The organism is Pseudomonas sp. (assembly GCF_050739935.1).
Taxonomy (GTDB): Bacteria; Pseudomonadota; Gammaproteobacteria; order Pseudomonadales; family Pseudomonadaceae; genus Aquipseudomonas.
This window is the reverse complement of the sequence record NZ_JBOICF010000040.1, coordinates 76,330-91,987: the sequence shown is the minus strand read 5'-3', so window position 1 is coordinate 91,987 and position 15,658 is coordinate 76,330. Positions and strand designations below refer to the sequence as shown.

At 59.5% G+C, this 15,658-nt stretch carries 14 protein-coding genes; 11 read left to right on the top strand and 3 right to left on the bottom strand.

What is annotated here, in order from left to right; genetic code table 11:
- Nucleotides 1-14 precede the first annotated feature (14 nt).
- From aroQ to ACRER8_RS06975, 11 genes are all read left to right on the top strand, one after another.
- On the top strand, nt 15-467 hold the full coding sequence (aroQ, locus tag ACRER8_RS07025; RefSeq protein WP_074751988.1) for a type II 3-dehydroquinate dehydratase: 453 nt from the start codon (nt 15-17) through the stop codon (nt 465-467).
- Between the two features lie 80 nt (nt 468-547).
- A complete protein-coding gene (gene accB, locus ACRER8_RS07020; RefSeq protein WP_431745622.1) occupies nt 548-1,006 on the top strand; it encodes an acetyl-CoA carboxylase biotin carboxyl carrier protein in 459 nt (152 codons plus the stop codon).
- 17 nt (nt 1,007-1,023) lie between these two features.
- Nucleotides 1,024-2,373: an acetyl-CoA carboxylase biotin carboxylase subunit gene (accC, locus tag ACRER8_RS07015; protein ID WP_431745621.1), complete on the top strand. Its 1,350-nt coding sequence runs from the start codon at nt 1,024-1,026 to the stop codon at nt 2,371-2,373.
- A gap of 313 nt (nt 2,374-2,686) precedes the next feature.
- Nucleotides 2,687-3,565, top strand: coding sequence for a 50S ribosomal protein L11 methyltransferase (prmA, locus tag ACRER8_RS07010; protein ID WP_431745620.1), 879 nt, complete (start codon nt 2,687-2,689; stop codon nt 3,563-3,565).
- Nucleotides 3,566-3,614: 49 nt separating this feature from the next.
- The gene (locus ACRER8_RS07005) at nt 3,615-4,985 is read left to right on the top strand and encodes a DUF3426 domain-containing protein (RefSeq protein ID WP_431745619.1); all 1,371 of its coding nucleotides are present in this window, start codon (nt 3,615-3,617) and stop codon (nt 4,983-4,985) included.
- Nucleotides 4,986-5,276: 291 nt separating this feature from the next.
- The gene (dusB, locus tag ACRER8_RS07000) at nt 5,277-6,290 is read left to right on the top strand and encodes a tRNA dihydrouridine synthase DusB (protein ID WP_431745618.1); all 1,014 of its coding nucleotides are present in this window, start codon (nt 5,277-5,279) and stop codon (nt 6,288-6,290) included.
- Nucleotides 6,287-6,607 (top strand): DNA-binding transcriptional regulator Fis, encoded by a 321-nt coding sequence (gene fis / locus ACRER8_RS06995; RefSeq protein WP_007907419.1) that lies wholly within the window; start codon nt 6,287-6,289, stop codon nt 6,605-6,607. Before dusB ends, fis begins: the two co-directional genes overlap by 4 nt.
- Before the next feature lie 70 nt (nt 6,608-6,677).
- On the top strand, nt 6,678-8,285 hold the full coding sequence (gene purH, locus ACRER8_RS06990; RefSeq protein ID WP_431745617.1) for a bifunctional phosphoribosylaminoimidazolecarboxamide formyltransferase/IMP cyclohydrolase: 1,608 nt from the start codon (nt 6,678-6,680) through the stop codon (nt 8,283-8,285).
- Between the two features lie 202 nt (nt 8,286-8,487).
- Nucleotides 8,488-9,783 carry a phosphoribosylamine--glycine ligase gene (gene purD, locus ACRER8_RS06985; protein ID WP_431745616.1) on the top strand — a complete coding sequence of 432 codons (1,296 nt, stop codon included), beginning with the start codon at nt 8,488-8,490 and terminating at the stop codon, nt 9,781-9,783.
- 94 nt (nt 9,784-9,877) lie between these two features.
- Entirely contained in the window at nt 9,878-12,673 is a 2,796-nt protein-coding gene (locus tag ACRER8_RS06980; protein WP_431745615.1) for a response regulator, read from the top strand.
- A gap of 65 nt (nt 12,674-12,738) precedes the next feature.
- Complete coding sequence (locus tag ACRER8_RS06975; RefSeq protein ID WP_431745614.1) at nt 12,739-13,335, top strand: MarC family protein; 597 nt, start codon at nt 12,739-12,741, stop codon at nt 13,333-13,335.
- Between the two features lie 3 nt (nt 13,336-13,338).
- On the opposite strand, the gene ACRER8_RS06970 is transcribed toward ACRER8_RS06975, so the two are convergent.
- The 3 genes from ACRER8_RS06970 to ACRER8_RS06960 are packed head-to-tail and all read right to left on the bottom strand — an operon-like array spanning nt 13,339 to nt 15,531.
- A complete protein-coding gene (locus tag ACRER8_RS06970; protein WP_431745613.1) occupies nt 13,339-13,983 on the bottom strand; it encodes a hypothetical protein in 645 nt (214 codons plus the stop codon).
- Nucleotides 13,980-14,708: a hypothetical protein gene (locus ACRER8_RS06965; protein WP_431745612.1), complete on the bottom strand. Its 729-nt coding sequence runs from the start codon at nt 14,706-14,708 to the stop codon at nt 13,980-13,982. The genes ACRER8_RS06970 and ACRER8_RS06965 overlap by 4 nt, the downstream gene beginning before the upstream one ends.
- A gap of 52 nt (nt 14,709-14,760) precedes the next feature.
- Nucleotides 14,761-15,531 (bottom strand): hypothetical protein, encoded by a 771-nt coding sequence (locus ACRER8_RS06960; RefSeq protein ID WP_431745611.1) that lies wholly within the window; start codon nt 15,529-15,531, stop codon nt 14,761-14,763.
- Between the last annotated feature and the right edge of the window lie 127 nt (nt 15,532-15,658).

The window sequence follows — 15,658 nt, the reverse complement described above, 5'->3', positions numbered from 1 at the left end:
ACAAGGAACACACGATGGCGACTTTTCTGGTTCTTCACGGACCTAACCTGAACCTGCTCGGCACCCGCGAACCGGGGATCTATGGCTCGATCACGTTGGCCGATATCAACCAGGACCTGGAAAAGCGTGCGCGCGAAGCCGGTCACCATCTGATGTATCTGCAAAGCAATGCCGAGTACGAGCTGATCGACCGCATCCACGCTGCGCGTGATGAGGGCGTGGACTTCATTCTGATCAATCCGGCTGCTTTTACTCACACAAGTGTCGCAATACGTGACGCGTTGCTGGGAGTGAGCATCCCATTCATCGAAGTGCACCTGTCGAACGTGCACAAGCGCGAACCTTTCCGCCATCACTCCTACTTTTCAGATGTCGCTGTAGGCGTGATCTGCGGCCTTGGCGCCAGCGGTTACCGACTGGCCCTGGAGGCTGCCCTGGAACAACTGGCCACCCGTTCGAAGGCGTGAACGGCGCAGTTTCGCACTGAGCCACACGGCCTGAACCGGCTACCAAATACCCCTGACCGTCCTTTGGGAGTTGATGATTAATGGATATCCGTAAAGTCAAGAAACTGATCGAATTGCTGGAAGAGTCCGGCATCGACGAACTGGAAATCCGTGAGGGCGAAGAATCCGTACGGATCAGCCGTCACAGCAAGACTCCAGCACAGCAGTACTACGCGCCAGCTCCTGTCGCAGCGCCAGCCGCGGCACCCGCTCCAGCCGCTGCCCCGGTTGCAGCCGCAGAGGCGCCATCGGCACCTAAACTCAACGGCACTGTCATCAAATCGCCAATGGTCGGTACCTTCTACCGCACTCCGGCGCCTGGTTCGCCAGCGTTCGTCGAAGTCGGCAAGACCGTCAAGAAAGGCGACACCATCTGCATCGTTGAAGCGATGAAAATGATGAACCACATCGAAGCTGAAGTCAGCGGTGTGATCGAATCCATCCTGGTAGAAAACGGTCAGCCGGTTGAGTATGACCAGCCGCTGTTCACCATCGTTTGAACCGGGGAGAGCCTGCGATGTTGGAAAAAGTCCTGATCGCCAACCGCGGCGAAATCGCCTTGCGTATCTTGCGTGCCTGTAAAGAACTGGGTATCAAGACCGTTGCGGTACATTCCACGGCAGACCGTGAGCTGATGCACCTGGGCCTGGCAGACGAGACCGTCTGCATCGGTCCGGCGCCGGCCAACCTGTCGTACCTGAACATTCCCGCCATCATTTCGGCTGCCGAACTGACCGGCGCCACGGCCATTCACCCAGGCTATGGTTTTCTTGCGGAAAACGCAGACTTTGCCGAACAGGTGGAGAAATCCGGTTTCGCGTTCATCGGCCCCAAGGCTGAAACCATCCGCCTGATGGGCGACAAGGTTTCCGCCAAGGACGCCATGAAGCGCGCCAGCGTACCAACCGTTCCTGGTTCCGACGGCCCGCTGCCGGAAGACGAAGAAACCGCGCTGCGCATTGGCCGCGAAGTTGGCTATCCAGTGATCATCAAGGCCGCTGGCGGCGGTGGTGGTCGCGGCATGCGCGTCGTGCACAAGGAAGAAGACCTGATCGAAGCGGCCAAGCAGACCCGCGCTGAAGCGGCTGCGTGGTTCAGCAACCCGATGGTGTATCTGGAGAAATACCTGACCAACCCACGCCACGTGGAAGTCCAGGTCATTTCCGACGGCCAGGGCAATGCCATCCATTTGGGCGACCGCGACTGCTCCCTGCAGCGCCGTCACCAGAAGGTTCTGGAAGAAGCGCCGGCGCCGTTCATCGACGAAGAAGCACGTCAGGCTGTGTTCGCAAGCTGCGTCAACGCTTGCATCGACATCGGCTATCGTGGTGCCGGTACATTCGAGTTCCTTTACGAGAATGGCCGTTTCTACTTCATCGAGATGAACACCCGCGTCCAGGTGGAGCACCCGGTTTCGGAGATGGTCACCGGTATCGATATCGTCAAGGAGATGCTCAGCATCGCCGCTGGCAACAAGCTGTCGTATACCCAGGATGACGTGAAGATTCACGGCCACGCACTCGAGTGCCGGATCAACGCGGAAGACCCGAAGACCTTCATTCCGAGCCCAGGCCTGGTGAAGCATTTTCACGCGCCAGGCGGCAATGGAGTTCGCGTCGATTCGCATCTGTATAGCGGCTACAAGGTTCCGTCCAACTACGACTCGCTGATCGGCAAGCTGATCACCTGGGGCGCAACCCGCGACGAAGCCATGGCACGCATGCGCAATGCCCTGGACGAAATCGTGGTCGACGGGATCAAGACCAACATCCCGCTGCACCGTGATCTGACCCGCGATGAAGGCTTCTGCGAAGGCGGCGTCAACATCCACTACCTGGAACACAAACTGGCCGAAGAGAAGCACTGATCAGCCCGGTTGTGAGATAGATCAACAAGGCCGCTTTCGAGCGGCTTTGTTGTTTCTTGAGTTTGCAAAACTCGACAGCGCAGCCTGGAATTCATGGGGCGATGACGAATTAACTGTGGGAGTGAGCTTGCTCACTCCCACAGGAGGCATTCATACGGCCGATGATCAGCAGCCCCCTTGACGGCCTTCGGCCAGATTCAAAAGCGACGTGCGTGCCCACACCCTCTTTGTTGTTTCTTCCCGAACCCGTAAACTTGCCGGTCTTTCGCGGCGCTGTGCCGCCTGTCATTTTTCAATTCGAAGGTAATCCGCCATGCCTTGGCTGCAAGTCCGTCTCGCCATCAGCCCAGAACAAGCCGAAACCTACGAAGACGCGCTTCTCGAAGTCGGCGCCGTGTCCGTGACCTTCATGGACGCCGAAGATCAGCCCATTTTCGAACCTGAACTGAACACCACGCCACTGTGGTCGCACACGCACTTGCTCGCGCTGTTCGAGGCCAATACCGATGCCGATCAGGTGCTGGCTCACCTGAAGTTGCTGACCGGCGCCGAACTGCCTGAGCACACCCACGAAGTCATTGAAGATCAGGACTGGGAACGCAGCTGGATGGACAACTTCCAGCCGATGCGCTTCGGCCAGCGCCTGTGGATCGTACCGAGCTGGCACGCAGCACCCGAGCCGGACGCGGTCAATCTGCTGCTCGATCCGGGGCTGGCGTTCGGCACCGGCACCCACCCGACAACCGCTCTGTGCCTGGAATGGCTGGACGGTCAGGACCTGAGCGGCTGCGATGTGCTGGACTTCGGCTGCGGGTCGGGCATCCTCGCCATTGCCGCGCTGCTGTTGGGGGCCAGACACGCAGTCGGCACCGACATCGACGTGCAGGCGCTGGAAGCCTCCCGCGACAATGCCGGGCGCAACAATGTCCCGGCCGAGAAATTCCCGCTCTACCTGCCCGAAGATCTGCCGAAAGAGCCAGCCGACGTTTTGGTGGCTAATATTCTGGCTGGGCCACTGGTTTCGCTGGCACCCCAGCTGGCAAGCCTGGTCAAACCCGGTGGACGCCTGGCGTTGTCCGGCATTCTTGCCGAACAAGGCGAAGAAGTAGCGGCAGCTTACGCCGACGCCTTCGATCTGGACCCGATCGCCAACCGTGAGGGCTGGGTACGAATCACCGGTCGTCGTCGCTGAAGCCACTGATCACACACCTTTAGGCGCTCGCTAACCCCCGGATACTCGCATGACCGACAGCTTCGTCACTCAGTGCCCTCACTGCCAGACCAGTTTCCGCGTCAGCCATGCTCAGTTGAGCATCGCTCGAGGCATGGTTCGCTGCGGCTCCTGCCTGCAAGTGTTCAATGCCGCGAAACAACTGTTGGAACAAAGCGCCGGGACCAAGTCCGCCGAGCCGGTTGTCACGCCTCGGACGAGCCCCGAGCCCGCCGCACCGAAAGTCGAGACGGTCGAGCCACGGACAGTAGCGATCACGCAGCCGGCGCCACTGCCAGTCAAGCACAAGGATCGAACTGTCGATCTGGACAGCCTCGACCTGGACGACCTCGATATCGAACTCGCACGCCTTGAGCAGCGGGAAATCCAACTGCCCGAATCCTTCGGCCGTGCCAGCCACGCCATTGACCACGATGAGGTCGAGTCTTTCAGTGCCCGTCGTGACGAGCCCGAGGTCACCGCCGAGCGCTGGGATGCCGGCCTGAGCCACGACGACGTCAGCCAGCTGCCGGAACTCCACGCCGAAGTCATCGAAGAGCATGACGAACATGATGAACCCGATTCGCTGATCGAGCCGTTGGCCAGCGATGAAATCGAGCATGACGACCACCGCACTGAGCCATCGTTTTCCATGGCACCGGCTGATCTGGACAACGAGCCGCATGCTGCGGACCGCATGCACGCCGATGCCGAACCGCAGGAGCGGTCTTCATCCGAACGCTTCTCGGCACTGGACGGCGATGCGGATCGTGCTCGGCACCACCACGACGATGACGAAGAAGACGAGCCGCCCAAGACGAACGGCAAGCGCGCGCGCAACGAACCCGGCCTGCGCGACCAGGCACTGCTTGATCTGACCGATGACCCTCTGCAACTCGCCTGGCAGAAACCCAAGCCGCGCTGGGGGCGACGCCTGCTCTGGATACTGTTGGCGCTGATCGCACTTGCCGGTCTGGCGGGGCAGTACGTCTGGTACCACTTCGACGAACTGGCGCGCCAGGATCAGTACCGCTCCTGGTTTCAGGACATCTGCCCACAGGTCGGCTGCAAAGTGCCTTCGAAGGTCGACATAAAACTGCTGAAAAGCAGCAATCTGGTGGTGCGCAGCCATCCCGAGTTTCAGGGCGCACTGGTGGTCGACGCGATCATCTACAACCGCGCCTCGTTTGCCCAACCATTCCCGCTGCTGGAGCTGCGTTTTGCCGATACCAATGGTCAGTTGATTGCCAGTCGTCGGTTCAAACCCGGCGAGTATCTGAGCGGAGAACTGGCGGGCAAGGAGGAAATGCCGCCACAGACACCTATTCACATTGCCCTGGACATCCTCGACCCAGGTCCCAAGGCGGTGAATTACAGTTTGAGTTTCCGCTCCCCGGAGTAAACTCTGACATCGTCCTGACCGAATAAAGTGCCCTCGCGCGCCTCCCGTCCGCACTGAAATGCGGCACAGAGCTATCAGAAGCCTGCCGACATTTTTATGACAACGAGAACCGGCACCTAACCGTTGGCGATAAGAAAGTAACTGTTCAGATTTTATCCAATTCAGCCTTTATCCAGTCATCGAGAGCGGGTATCATGCCCACCCTTTTTCATACTCTGGGTCCCGTCTGAATTGCTGCCAAAGCACTTTTCGGACCAGGCTTCGTGATTCGGCCCCACAACAGGTCACCCTATGTCGGCGGTACGCATCGGCCCCTATACATTGCAGAACGGCTTGATCCTCGCCCCCATGGCGGGCGTCACTGACCAGCCCTTCCGGCAGCTCTGTCGCCAACTCGGCGCGGGCCTGGTGGTCTCGGAAATGGTCACCAGTGACATGAGCCTGTGGAACAGTCGCAAATCGCGGCTTCGCATGATTCATGAAGGTGATCCCGAGCCACGCTCGGTACAGATCGCCGGTGGAGATCCGCAGATGCTGGCGGATGCGGCACGCGCCAACGTCGAACTTGGCGCGCAGATCATCGATATCAACATGGGCTGTCCGGCAAAAAAGGTCTGCAACAAGGCTGCCGGTTCTGCGCTGTTGAAAGATGAGCAGTTGGTGACCGAAATCCTGCACGCAGTGGTCGCGGCAGTCGAGGTACCGGTCACCCTGAAGATTCGAACCGGCTGGGACCGGGCGAACAAGAATGGTCTGACGGTCGCCAGAATCGCCGAGCAAGCGGGCATTCAGGCGCTGGCGGTGCATGGGCGAACCCGTGCGGACCTCTACACCGGCGAAGCCGAGTACGACACGATCGCCGCGATAAAACAGGCGGTGTCGATTCCGGTGTTTGCCAATGGCGACATCGATTCACCGGAAAAGGCCCGGCGCGTCCTGGATGCGACCGGAGCCGATGGGCTGTTGATTGGTCGGGCCGCCCAAGGGCGCCCATGGATTTTTCGCGAGATAGAACACTACCTGCGCACCGGGGAAAAACTTCCCGCGCTGGCGCTGGGTGAAGTGGAACGCATTCTGCTAGAGCATCTGGCCGCGCTTCACACGTTCTATGGCGACGTGATGGGCGTGCGGATTGCCCGTAAACACGTCGGCTGGTATCTCGCAACCTTGCCGGGCGCCAGGGAGTTTCGCGCCCAGTTCAATCGTTTGGAAGATACGGAAGCACAGTGCGCCAACGTTCGGGAGTTCTTTGCCGAACGCGATAAAAGCCCGGAAGCAGGGAACGAACAAGAGGTGGCCGCATGACGATGATGACAGAGACTTTAGTGAGTGGAACAACACCCGTGAGCGACAACGTCAATTTGAAACAGCACCTCAATACGCCGAGCGAAGAGGGTCAGACCCTGCGCGGAAGCGTCGAAAAGGCGCTGCACAATTATTTCGCTCATCTTGAAGGTGCCGCCGTCACTGATGTCTACAACCTGGTGCTCTCGGAAGTCGAGGCTCCGTTGCTCGAGTGCGTGATGAACTACGTCAAGGGTAATCAGACCAAAGCCTCCGAGCTGCTGGGTCTGAACCGTGGCACGTTGCGCAAGAAACTCAAGCAGTACGATCTGCTGTAAGCATCCCCAAACAAAGCGACCTCAGTTCCTGCGGTCGTTTTTTTTGCCGAACCTTTTGATGGAAGTTGAGATGACCGACCAGACTACCCGCCTGCCGATCCGCCGCGCCTTGATCAGCGTTTCCGACAAGACCGGGATCCTTGAATTCGCCCGTGAACTCGAAGCCCTGGGCGTCGAGATTCTCTCCACCGGTGGCACGTTCAAGCTGCTCAAGGACAACGGCGTCGCAGCGGTAGAAGTCGCGGATTACACGGGCTTTGCGGAAATGATGGATGGCCGGGTCAAGACCCTGCACCCAAAAATCCACGGTGGCATCCTTGGCCGTCGCGGCACCGACGACGCCATCATGGCCGAGCATGGCATCAAGCCGATCGATCTGGTTGCGGTGAACCTCTACCCGTTCGAAGCCACTGTCTCCAAGCCAGGTTGCGACCTTCCGACCGCCATCGAAAACATCGACATCGGCGGCCCGACCATGGTCCGTTCGGCTGCGAAAAACCATAAAGACGTGGCTATCGTGGTCAATGCCAGCGACTACGGCCAAGTGCTCGAAAGCCTCAAGGCCGGGGGCCTGACCTACGCTCAGCGTTTCGACCTGATGCTCAAGGCCTTCGAACACACCGCAGCCTACGACGGCATGATCGCCAACTACCTGGGCAGCGTCGATCAGAGCGCAGAAACCCTCTCTACCGAAGGCCGCAGCGAATTCCCGCGCACCTTCAACACCCAGTTCATCAAGGCGCAGGAAATGCGCTACGGCGAGAACCCGCATCAGAGCGCGGCGTTCTACGTTGAAACCAAACCGACCGAAGTGGGCATCGCCACCGCGATCCAGCTGCAAGGCAAGGAACTGTCCTACAACAACGTGGCTGATACCGACGCTGCGCTTGAATGCGTCAAAAGCTTCGTCAAGCCAGCCTGCGTCATCGTCAAACATGCCAACCCGTGCGGCGTCGCGGTCAGTCCGGACGCCGAGGGCGGCATTCGTCAGGCCTACGAACTGGCTTACGCCACCGACAGCGAGTCGGCCTTTGGCGGCATCATTGCCTTTAACCGTGAGCTGGATGCCGAGACTGCCAAGGCGATCGTCGAGCGTCAGTTCGTTGAAGTGATCATCGCTCCAAGCGTCAGCGCCGAAGCTCAGGCCATCGTCGCCAACAAAGCCAACGTACGCTTGCTGACCAGCGGCCAGTGGGCTGCCGACCGCGCACCGGCATGGGACTACAAACGCGTCAACGGCGGGTTGTTGGTGCAGAGCCGTGACATCGGCATGATCACCGCCGATGACCTGAAAGTGGTGACCAAGCGCGCGCCGAGCGAGCAGGAAATCAACGACCTGATCTTCGCCTGGAAAGTGGCCAAATACGTCAAATCCAATGCCATCGTCTACGCAAAGAATCGCCAGACCATCGGTGTCGGCGCGGGCCAGATGAGCCGCGTGAACTCGGCGCGCATTGCCGCCATCAAGGCCGAACATGCTGGTCTGCAGGTACAAGGAGCGGTCATGGCCTCCGACGCGTTCTTCCCGTTCCGCGACGGCATCGACAACGCGGCCAAGGTCGGCATCACCGCAGTGATCCAGCCAGGCGGCTCGATGCGTGACAACGAAGTGATCGCAGCGGCGGACGAAGCAGGCATTGCGATGGTATTTACCGGTATGCGCCACTTCCGTCACTAACGAGACAACGGCCGCACTGACTCGCGCGGCCGGCTGACAAACCTGATCGTTCCCACGCTCTGCGTGGGCACGCAGCCCCGGATGCTTCGCGCCCACCAACAGCGGACACAAAGCGTCCAGTAGGGCATTTCCACGCAGAGCGTGGGAACGATCAGCGTCAGGTTTGACACCCCACAGAATTAGCGTCATCGAGGTTTTTGAAATGAACGTACTCATCATCGGCAGCGGTGGCCGTGAACATGCCCTGGCCTGGAAAGTCGCGCAGGACCCTCGTGTGCAGAAGGTCTTCGTTGCGCCGGGCAACGCCGGGACTGCCATCGAAGCCAAGTGCGAGAACGTCGACATCGACGTGCTGGCGCTGGAGCAACTGGCCGACTTCGCCGAGAACAACGTCGCGTTGACCATCGTCGGCCCTGAAGTGCCGCTGGTGGCCGGTGTGGTCGACCTGTTCCGCTCCCGGGGCCTGGATTGCTTCGGTCCGACCAAGGGCGCGGCGCAGCTGGAAGGCTCCAAGGCCTTCACCAAGGATTTCCTGGCGCGTCACAAGATCCCGACTGCCGACTACCAGAACTTCACCGAGATCGAACCTGCGCTGGCTTACCTGCGCGAAAAAGGCGCTCCGATCGTAATCAAGGCCGACGGCCTGGCAGCTGGTAAAGGCGTGATCGTCGCCATGACCCTGCAGGAAGCCGAAGAAGCCGTGCGCGACATGCTCGCGGGCAATGCTTTCGGTGATGCCGGTTCGCGCGTGGTGATCGAAGAGTTCCTGGATGGCGAAGAAGCCAGCTTCATCGTCATGGTCGACGGCAAGAACGTGCTGCCCATGGCTACCAGCCAGGATCACAAACGTGTCGGCGACGGCGACAGCGGGCCGAACACCGGCGGCATGGGCGCTTACTCCCCCGCCCCCGTAGTCACCGCCGACGTGCATCAGCGCGTGATGGACCAGGTGATATGGCCGACCGTCAGAGGCATGGCGGACGAAGGCAACGTTTACACCGGCTTCCTCTATGCTGGTCTCATGATCGACAAGGCGGGCAACCCCAAGGTCATCGAGTTCAACTGCCGTTTCGGTGATCCGGAAACCCAACCGGTGATGCTGCGTCTACAATCGAGCCTGGTCTTGCTGGTCGAGGCCGCTTTGGCGCAAGCGCTGGACAAAATCGAAGCTCAATGGGATCCGCGTCCCAGCCTTGGCATCGTACTGGCCGCTGGCGGCTATCCTGGCGATTACGCCAAGGGCGCGGCGATCAACGGCCTGGACGCCGCAGCAGCGCTGCCGGGCAAAGTGTTTCACGCTGGTACGGCATTGAAGGATGGTCAGGTGGTCACTTCCGGCGGCCGCGTTCTGTGTGCGACCGCATTGGGTGACACCGTCGGCGATGCGCAGAAACAGGCGTATGAACTGGCTGCAACGATTGATTGGGAAGGTTGTTTCTACCGCAAGGACATTGGCTATCGCGCCATTGCCCGGGAACGCGGCGAACATCTGGAGTAAGTCTGGATCCGGACAGTCGCTTTAGCATCAGCGACTGTCCGATCATCCGGAGCCGCACCAGAGTTACTGGCTACATTCACGAAGGGATTTCGCCGTGCGCTGGCTCAGGATTGCCACTTGTTTGATCATCGCCATGATGACCCCGCTCTGTGTGCCCACGGCATCCGCCGAGGTCAGTGCAGGATGGTCGACTCTTGTCGACGATCAGGCCAACCTGCAACTCAGCGACATTCGCTCACCCCACTACGACACTCAATTCAGCCCTGTCGAACTCGACAAGGTTCGCGCCACTGATCGCGACTCCGCTTTGTGGTTGCACTATCGCCTCGCCCCGACTGATCACGAACAGCTAATACGCATCTTCGCCCCGGACCTGGCGACCGCGGACCTGTACGTGCTCGATGGCGAATCGCTGATCGATCATTCGCGCTCCGGCAATAAAGTCCCACGATCCGCGCAACCTTTGCCTTCCGTGGATTTCCTGTTGCCCGTTCCGCAATCCGAACGGCCGCTGGACCTTTATCTGCGCCTGAAATCCGAGCAGGAATTGCGGCCGAACATTTCACTGGAATCCGCCGTTTCCAGCGCCGCCGATGAGCGTCGTCCGCTGCTGCTGGGGTTGTTCTTCGGCTCGCTGTTCATGCTGATCGTGCAGAACATCACGCGTTACGCTCAGTCCCGCTCGGCCAGCAGCCTGTGGCTGGCGGCGTGCGAGGCATGCCTTGGGCTCAGCGCGCTGTTGCTGTTGAATCTGCAAGCACCGTGGCTGTCACGCTGGCATCTGGCGCAGACGCCGAGCGCCCACCTGGCATTGTTGATGGCTGCGGCGACCGGGCTGATGTACGCCTATTGCTTCTTCATTCAGCGAGGCGCCGAAACACTCGATCGCCTGTTGATGGGCGTGTTGCTGATCGTCGGCTTTGGCGGACTGTTGGTGCTGTTCGTCGACACCCTGCCGCTGAACGTCCTGACGTTCCTGCTGGTGGCCCTCACTACGCTGACCATTACCCTGGTGTCGATCTATCACCTGCAAAAGGGTTATGCCCCGGCGCGGCCGTTCGTCATCGCGATGATCGTGTTTAACCTGGGCAATCTGGTGGTTTTGCCGGCGCTGCTCTGGCTGACTACGATAGCCGCGCAATCGCTGATCATCGCGGTGTTGGCCATGTTCTGCGTGTGCGGACTGCTGATGAGCATCGCCCTGAGCGAGCGCCATCGCAGCATCACCGAAGACAACTTCAGCGTCAGCCGCGAACTGGCAGCGAGCACCGCCGAGATCAACGCCAAAGCCGAGTTCCTGGCCAAGATCAGCCACGAAATCCGCACACCCATGAACGGCGTGCTGGGCATGACCGAACTGCTGCTGGGCACGCCGCTATCAGTCAAGCAGCGCGACTACGTACAAACGATCCACAGCGCGGGCAACGAACTGCTGACCTTGATCAACGAGATCCTCGATATCACCAAGCTGGAGTCCGGCCAGATCGAGCTGGATGACGTGCAGTTCGACCTCAACGCGATGATCGAAGATTGCCTGAGTATCTTCCGCGCCAAGGCCGAACAGCAGAGCGTCGAGCTAATCAGCTTCCTCCAGCCCCAGGTGCCGCGCGTGATCAGCGGCGATCCGACCCGACTGCGTCAGACGCTGCTGAGTCTGCTGGAAAACGCATTGAAAAAGACCGACGAGGGCGAGATTCTGCTGGTCGTGGCGCTTGATTCGCGGGGCGGCAAACCGCGCCTGAGAATTGCCGTTCAAGACAGTGGCACGCCGCTGACCGCCAAAGAGCGTGACGCCCTGCTGCACGCCGAGCTGCACAGCAAGAATTTCCTGGCAGCCAGCAAGGTAGGCGGTCACCTGGGGCTGGTCATCGCCCGGCAACTGATTCTGTTGATGAACGGCGAGTTCGGCATTCAGAGCGGCAGCAATCAGGGCAGTACCCTGTGGCTCAGCCTGCCACTGGACCCGGAGCGCCTGGAGCAGCCGCCGTCGGACCTCGACAGCCCGCTCAAGGGCGCAAGGGTCCTGGTGGTGGACGACAACGACACCTGCCGCAAAGTGCTGGTCCAGCAGTGCAGCGCCTGGGGCCTGAATGTCAGCGCCGTGCCCTCTGGCAAAGAAGCCTTGGCCCTGCTGCGCACAAAAGCGCATTTGCGCGACTACTTCGACATCGTCTTGCTCGACCAGAACATGCCAGGCATGACCGGCATGCAATTGGCCGCCAAGATCAAGGAAGACCCCAGCCTCAATCACGACATTCTGCTGATCATGCTCACCGGCATCAGCAATGCGCCGAGCAAGGTCATCGCACGTAACGCAGGGGTCAAACGCATCCTGGCCAAACCCGTGGCGGGCTACACCTTGAAGACCACGCTGGCAGACGAGCTGAACCAACGCAACAAGGGGCAAGCGCAGTTTCCTCCGGCTCCAACCGTCCTCGGCGAAGTCGACGTTCCCAGCGACTTCCGCATTCTGGTGGCCGAAGACAACAGCATTTCCACCAAAGTGATTCGCGGCATGCTGGGCAAGCTCAACCTGCAACCGGACACTGCCAGCAATGGCGAAGAGGCACTGCGAGCGATGAAAGCACAGCGCTACGATCTGGTGTTGATGGACTGCGAAATGCCGATCCTCGACGGTTTTTCGGCCACCCAGCAGTTGCGCGCCTGGGAAGTCGGCAATCAGCGGACTCGTACGCCGGTGGTGGCATTGACCGCGCATATCCTGGCTGAACACAAGGACCGCGCTCGCCAGTCAGGCATGGACGGGCACATGTCCAAACCGGTCGAGCTGTCGCAGCTGCGTGAGCTGGTCGAGTACTGGGTCGAGCAACGTGCTCGCACTCAGATCGATGTCCACAGCGATGATCAGGATCGCTATCAGCAAAACTGAACCTCCCTCCTCGGCGGCGCCTGATAGACTTCCCCCGTCCGAGTCTGCCGCCACGAGCTCAAACCATGCTTCATGTGCTGTTCAGCGTTTATCTGAAGATGCTGGTGCTTTACAGCCCGTTCTTCGTCCTGTCGTGTTTCATCAGCCTGAGTCGCGGCTACTCGCGCAAGGAACGTCGTTATCTGGCGTGGAAGATTGCCTTCGCCACACTGGTATCCAGCGTCTTGCTGTATCTGTTCGGCCGGGTGATCTTCGGGGTTTTCGGCATCACTGCCGACGCCTTTCGTATCGGTGCCGGCAGCGTACTGTTCATCTCGGCGCTGGGCATGGCGCAGGGTAAATCGGGCGTTCAGACCGACAACGTGCAGCAGGATGTGGCCATCGTGCCTCTGACCATTCCAATCACCGTCGGCCCCGGCACTATTGGTGCCCTGTTGGTCATGGGGGTCAGTCAGCCCCATTGGGACGACAAGCTGACCGCCATCGTCAGCATTGCCCTGGCCAGCTTCACCGTGGGTGTGGTGCTTTTCCTGTCTAACAGCATCGAGCGCATTCTGGGCGATCAAGGCCTGCAGATCGTCAGCCGTCTGATGGGCCTGTTCGTCTGCGCACTGGCTGCACAGATCATCTTCACCGGCATCAAGGGCTATCTGGTGCCATAGCCATCAGATAGGAAATTGCTCGATCGCCCGATCGGCATTGCTGTTCAATTGCGTTCGGATCAACGTTCGATAGCCGGCATAGACCGCTCGGTCGAAGCGATAAACACCGCCGCTGATGCGCAGGAGCATTTCCCGCCGGGTATCGGTCCAGAAATCGAAGTCTCGGGTATCCACGCTTTCGGTCAGGCGAATGGCGCAGATCAATAGCAATACATCGCCGTTCGAATCGCTCACGCACGGCACCATCTGAAAGCGTCCCAGCTCGCCGTCACGCGAGCCGTTTCTGAAAAACCGCTTTGCGTGGCCGCTGACTTTCAAGGAACGCCAAGAGGCACCGGCTAGATCCGCGAGCGCCCGCGATCCCGCTGAATCGATGATGTCGAAGGTCACGGCGTCCAGATCCGAGGCCTGAAAGATCACCTGGGGCGTGTGGAGGATCGGGTTAACGAGTATGCAGCCGCGGTTTTCAAGCCGAGTACGGTAGCGGAACATCCAGTTGGAATAGTCGTCCCGCTGATCGTGATATCGACTGGCGAAAGCGTGAGCATGCGACAGGCAATCGAGGATATCTTCGCGGTCTTGCCTGCCGATCCCATCGTATAGAGACACCAGACTGGAGCCGACAATAGCGCCGGTTGCCTTGTTCACGATTGTTCTGCCGTGACGGGGAATGCCTTGCAAGGAAAGCAAAGCGCCGCGCGCTTCTCCGCCAGCGCCTTATCGATTCGCTGCCGAAACGGTGAATATCTCAGATCGTCCAGCACGCCGACGAACGCAAATGCCCTGAAATCGCCTGCCAACTGGCTGTTCATCAGGCGCTGAGCGAATGGATTCGCATCGACGGTTTCCAACGTTTCAAAGGCCACGCACAGCAGTACCATCTCGCGGGTTGGCAGAACGAAACCGATCTGAAGCACGACTGAACTTAGAGGTTCAGCGTGGGCCTGTATCGCATTACGGGTGTCGGTCTGGGGGGCAGTTACTTCAACGCAGCGTTCGATGATCGCCGCCGCGACATCATTGCCAGGAGCCTGGAACAACGATGCGAGAAGGTTATCCAGTCTCTCGCCGCGCCAATCGCTGAGTGCATCAGGCAGTAACTCGGACAACACCTCGGCGATAGCAAGAGTTTCACCGCTCGTACCCTGCTTGTCGGCAAGGTCGAGTCTAAGCCATCCAAATGCTGCCAAGGCTTTGATCAAGGTGGTCTGCCAATCGCGATAATCGGTGAATTTGCTGAACTGCCTGGCCGCTGCCAACTGCGTATACAGGCTACAGTCCATGACATCGCGCCTGAGGCTCGGGTCCACAGGCGCAACGAAGACCATCAGCAGCCCATCGTTCAAGTAAGTTTCCACGGCTTCCTGATTCATCAGGCTAACTCCTGTAAAAGAAGGCCGCGACAGCGTACGCGGCCTGAACTCCTTAAATCGGGAATTCCATCAAGGCAGCGTCGGACGAATTCAGCAGCGCTCTACGAACTCGGTCGCGACGTTGTGCATAGAGCGATTGGTGAAATACGAAGACGTCCGCGCTTCGGTTCAGGTCGACGGCCAGCGAGTTCCAGTTGACGAACAGGACGTTGGTTACGTTGACTCTGCTTTTGACCTCAACGGCACCGACCGCCAGCACGATGACGCCATCAGCACTTTCGTTACACCCGCCGACGAGGAACCGCGCGCCACCTGGTTTCTTTGTCCGGCTGTTGAACAGGCGGGCAGGTTCGTCCTGACCTCTCAAGGCCTCGATGGCGTCCTGAGCCACTTGCAGCATCAACGGTCCCGCCGCGCCACCCGTTCCGGCGGCGGCAATCGTAGAAGCGATGAGCTGCAGGCCGACCTGATCCATGGTCAATACCCGCTCACGGTTGGAGTGACTGATGTAGGCAATATCCTGTGGTGTCCAGTTCAGGGCTTTGGTCATCGCGCCGCGGAAGGTCTTGTACCATTCGCCATTCTGGGTAACCACGTCGTAGCGCTTGTCGGCAGCCAGCGTCGCGTAGGTCACCGTATCCAGAACGTCTTCGCGCGCCTGTTGGCTCATGCCTTCGACGAAGCCGATCAGGGCTTGACCCGTCACTGCGGCACTGGCGGGCTCAGCGGTGTTCAACTGCAAGTTGCGAGCAGTGTCTGCGGGAAGAATCGAGTCCAGGGAAGGGACATCGGCCAGATGTTTCATGAATGCTTCGTTGTTCATTGCTAAGTCCTTTTAAAAAATCGTCCGTCATGGACACCGGTACCCTAGCGCACCCCGACAGCTCGCGATCAGACGACTTACTTACATGCGGACAAGATTCGGTAGCTGAAAGAAAGGTATGCAAATG

Bases quoted from the DNA above. Each gene is read 5' to 3' on its own strand.
- accB (WP_431745622.1), top strand. From the start codon at position 548: ATGGATATCCGTAAAGTCAAGAAACTGATCGAATTGCTGGAAGAGTCC.
- fis (WP_007907419.1), top strand. From the start codon at position 6,287: ATGACGATGATGACAGAGACTTTAGTGAGTGGAACAACACCCGTGAGC.
- ACRER8_RS07005 (WP_431745619.1), top strand. From the start codon at position 3,615: ATGACCGACAGCTTCGTCACTCAGTGCCCTCACTGCCAGACCAGTTTC.
- ACRER8_RS06975 (WP_431745614.1), top strand. From the start codon at position 12,739: ATGCTTCATGTGCTGTTCAGCGTTTATCTGAAGATGCTGGTGCTTTAC.
- dusB (WP_431745618.1), top strand. From the start codon at position 5,277: ATGTCGGCGGTACGCATCGGCCCCTATACATTGCAGAACGGCTTGATC.
- accC (WP_431745621.1), top strand. From the start codon at position 1,024: ATGTTGGAAAAAGTCCTGATCGCCAACCGCGGCGAAATCGCCTTGCGT.
- purH (WP_431745617.1), top strand. From the start codon at position 6,678: ATGACCGACCAGACTACCCGCCTGCCGATCCGCCGCGCCTTGATCAGC.
- aroQ (WP_074751988.1), top strand. From the start codon at position 15: ATGGCGACTTTTCTGGTTCTTCACGGACCTAACCTGAACCTGCTCGGC.
- purD (WP_431745616.1), top strand. From the start codon at position 8,488: ATGAACGTACTCATCATCGGCAGCGGTGGCCGTGAACATGCCCTGGCC.
- ACRER8_RS06965 (WP_431745612.1), bottom strand. From the start codon at position 14,708: ATGAATCAGGAAGCCGTGGAAACTTACTTGAACGATGGGCTGCTGATG.
- prmA (WP_431745620.1), top strand. From the start codon at position 2,687: ATGCCTTGGCTGCAAGTCCGTCTCGCCATCAGCCCAGAACAAGCCGAA.
- ACRER8_RS06960 (WP_431745611.1), bottom strand. From the start codon at position 15,531: ATGAACAACGAAGCATTCATGAAACATCTGGCCGATGTCCCTTCCCTG.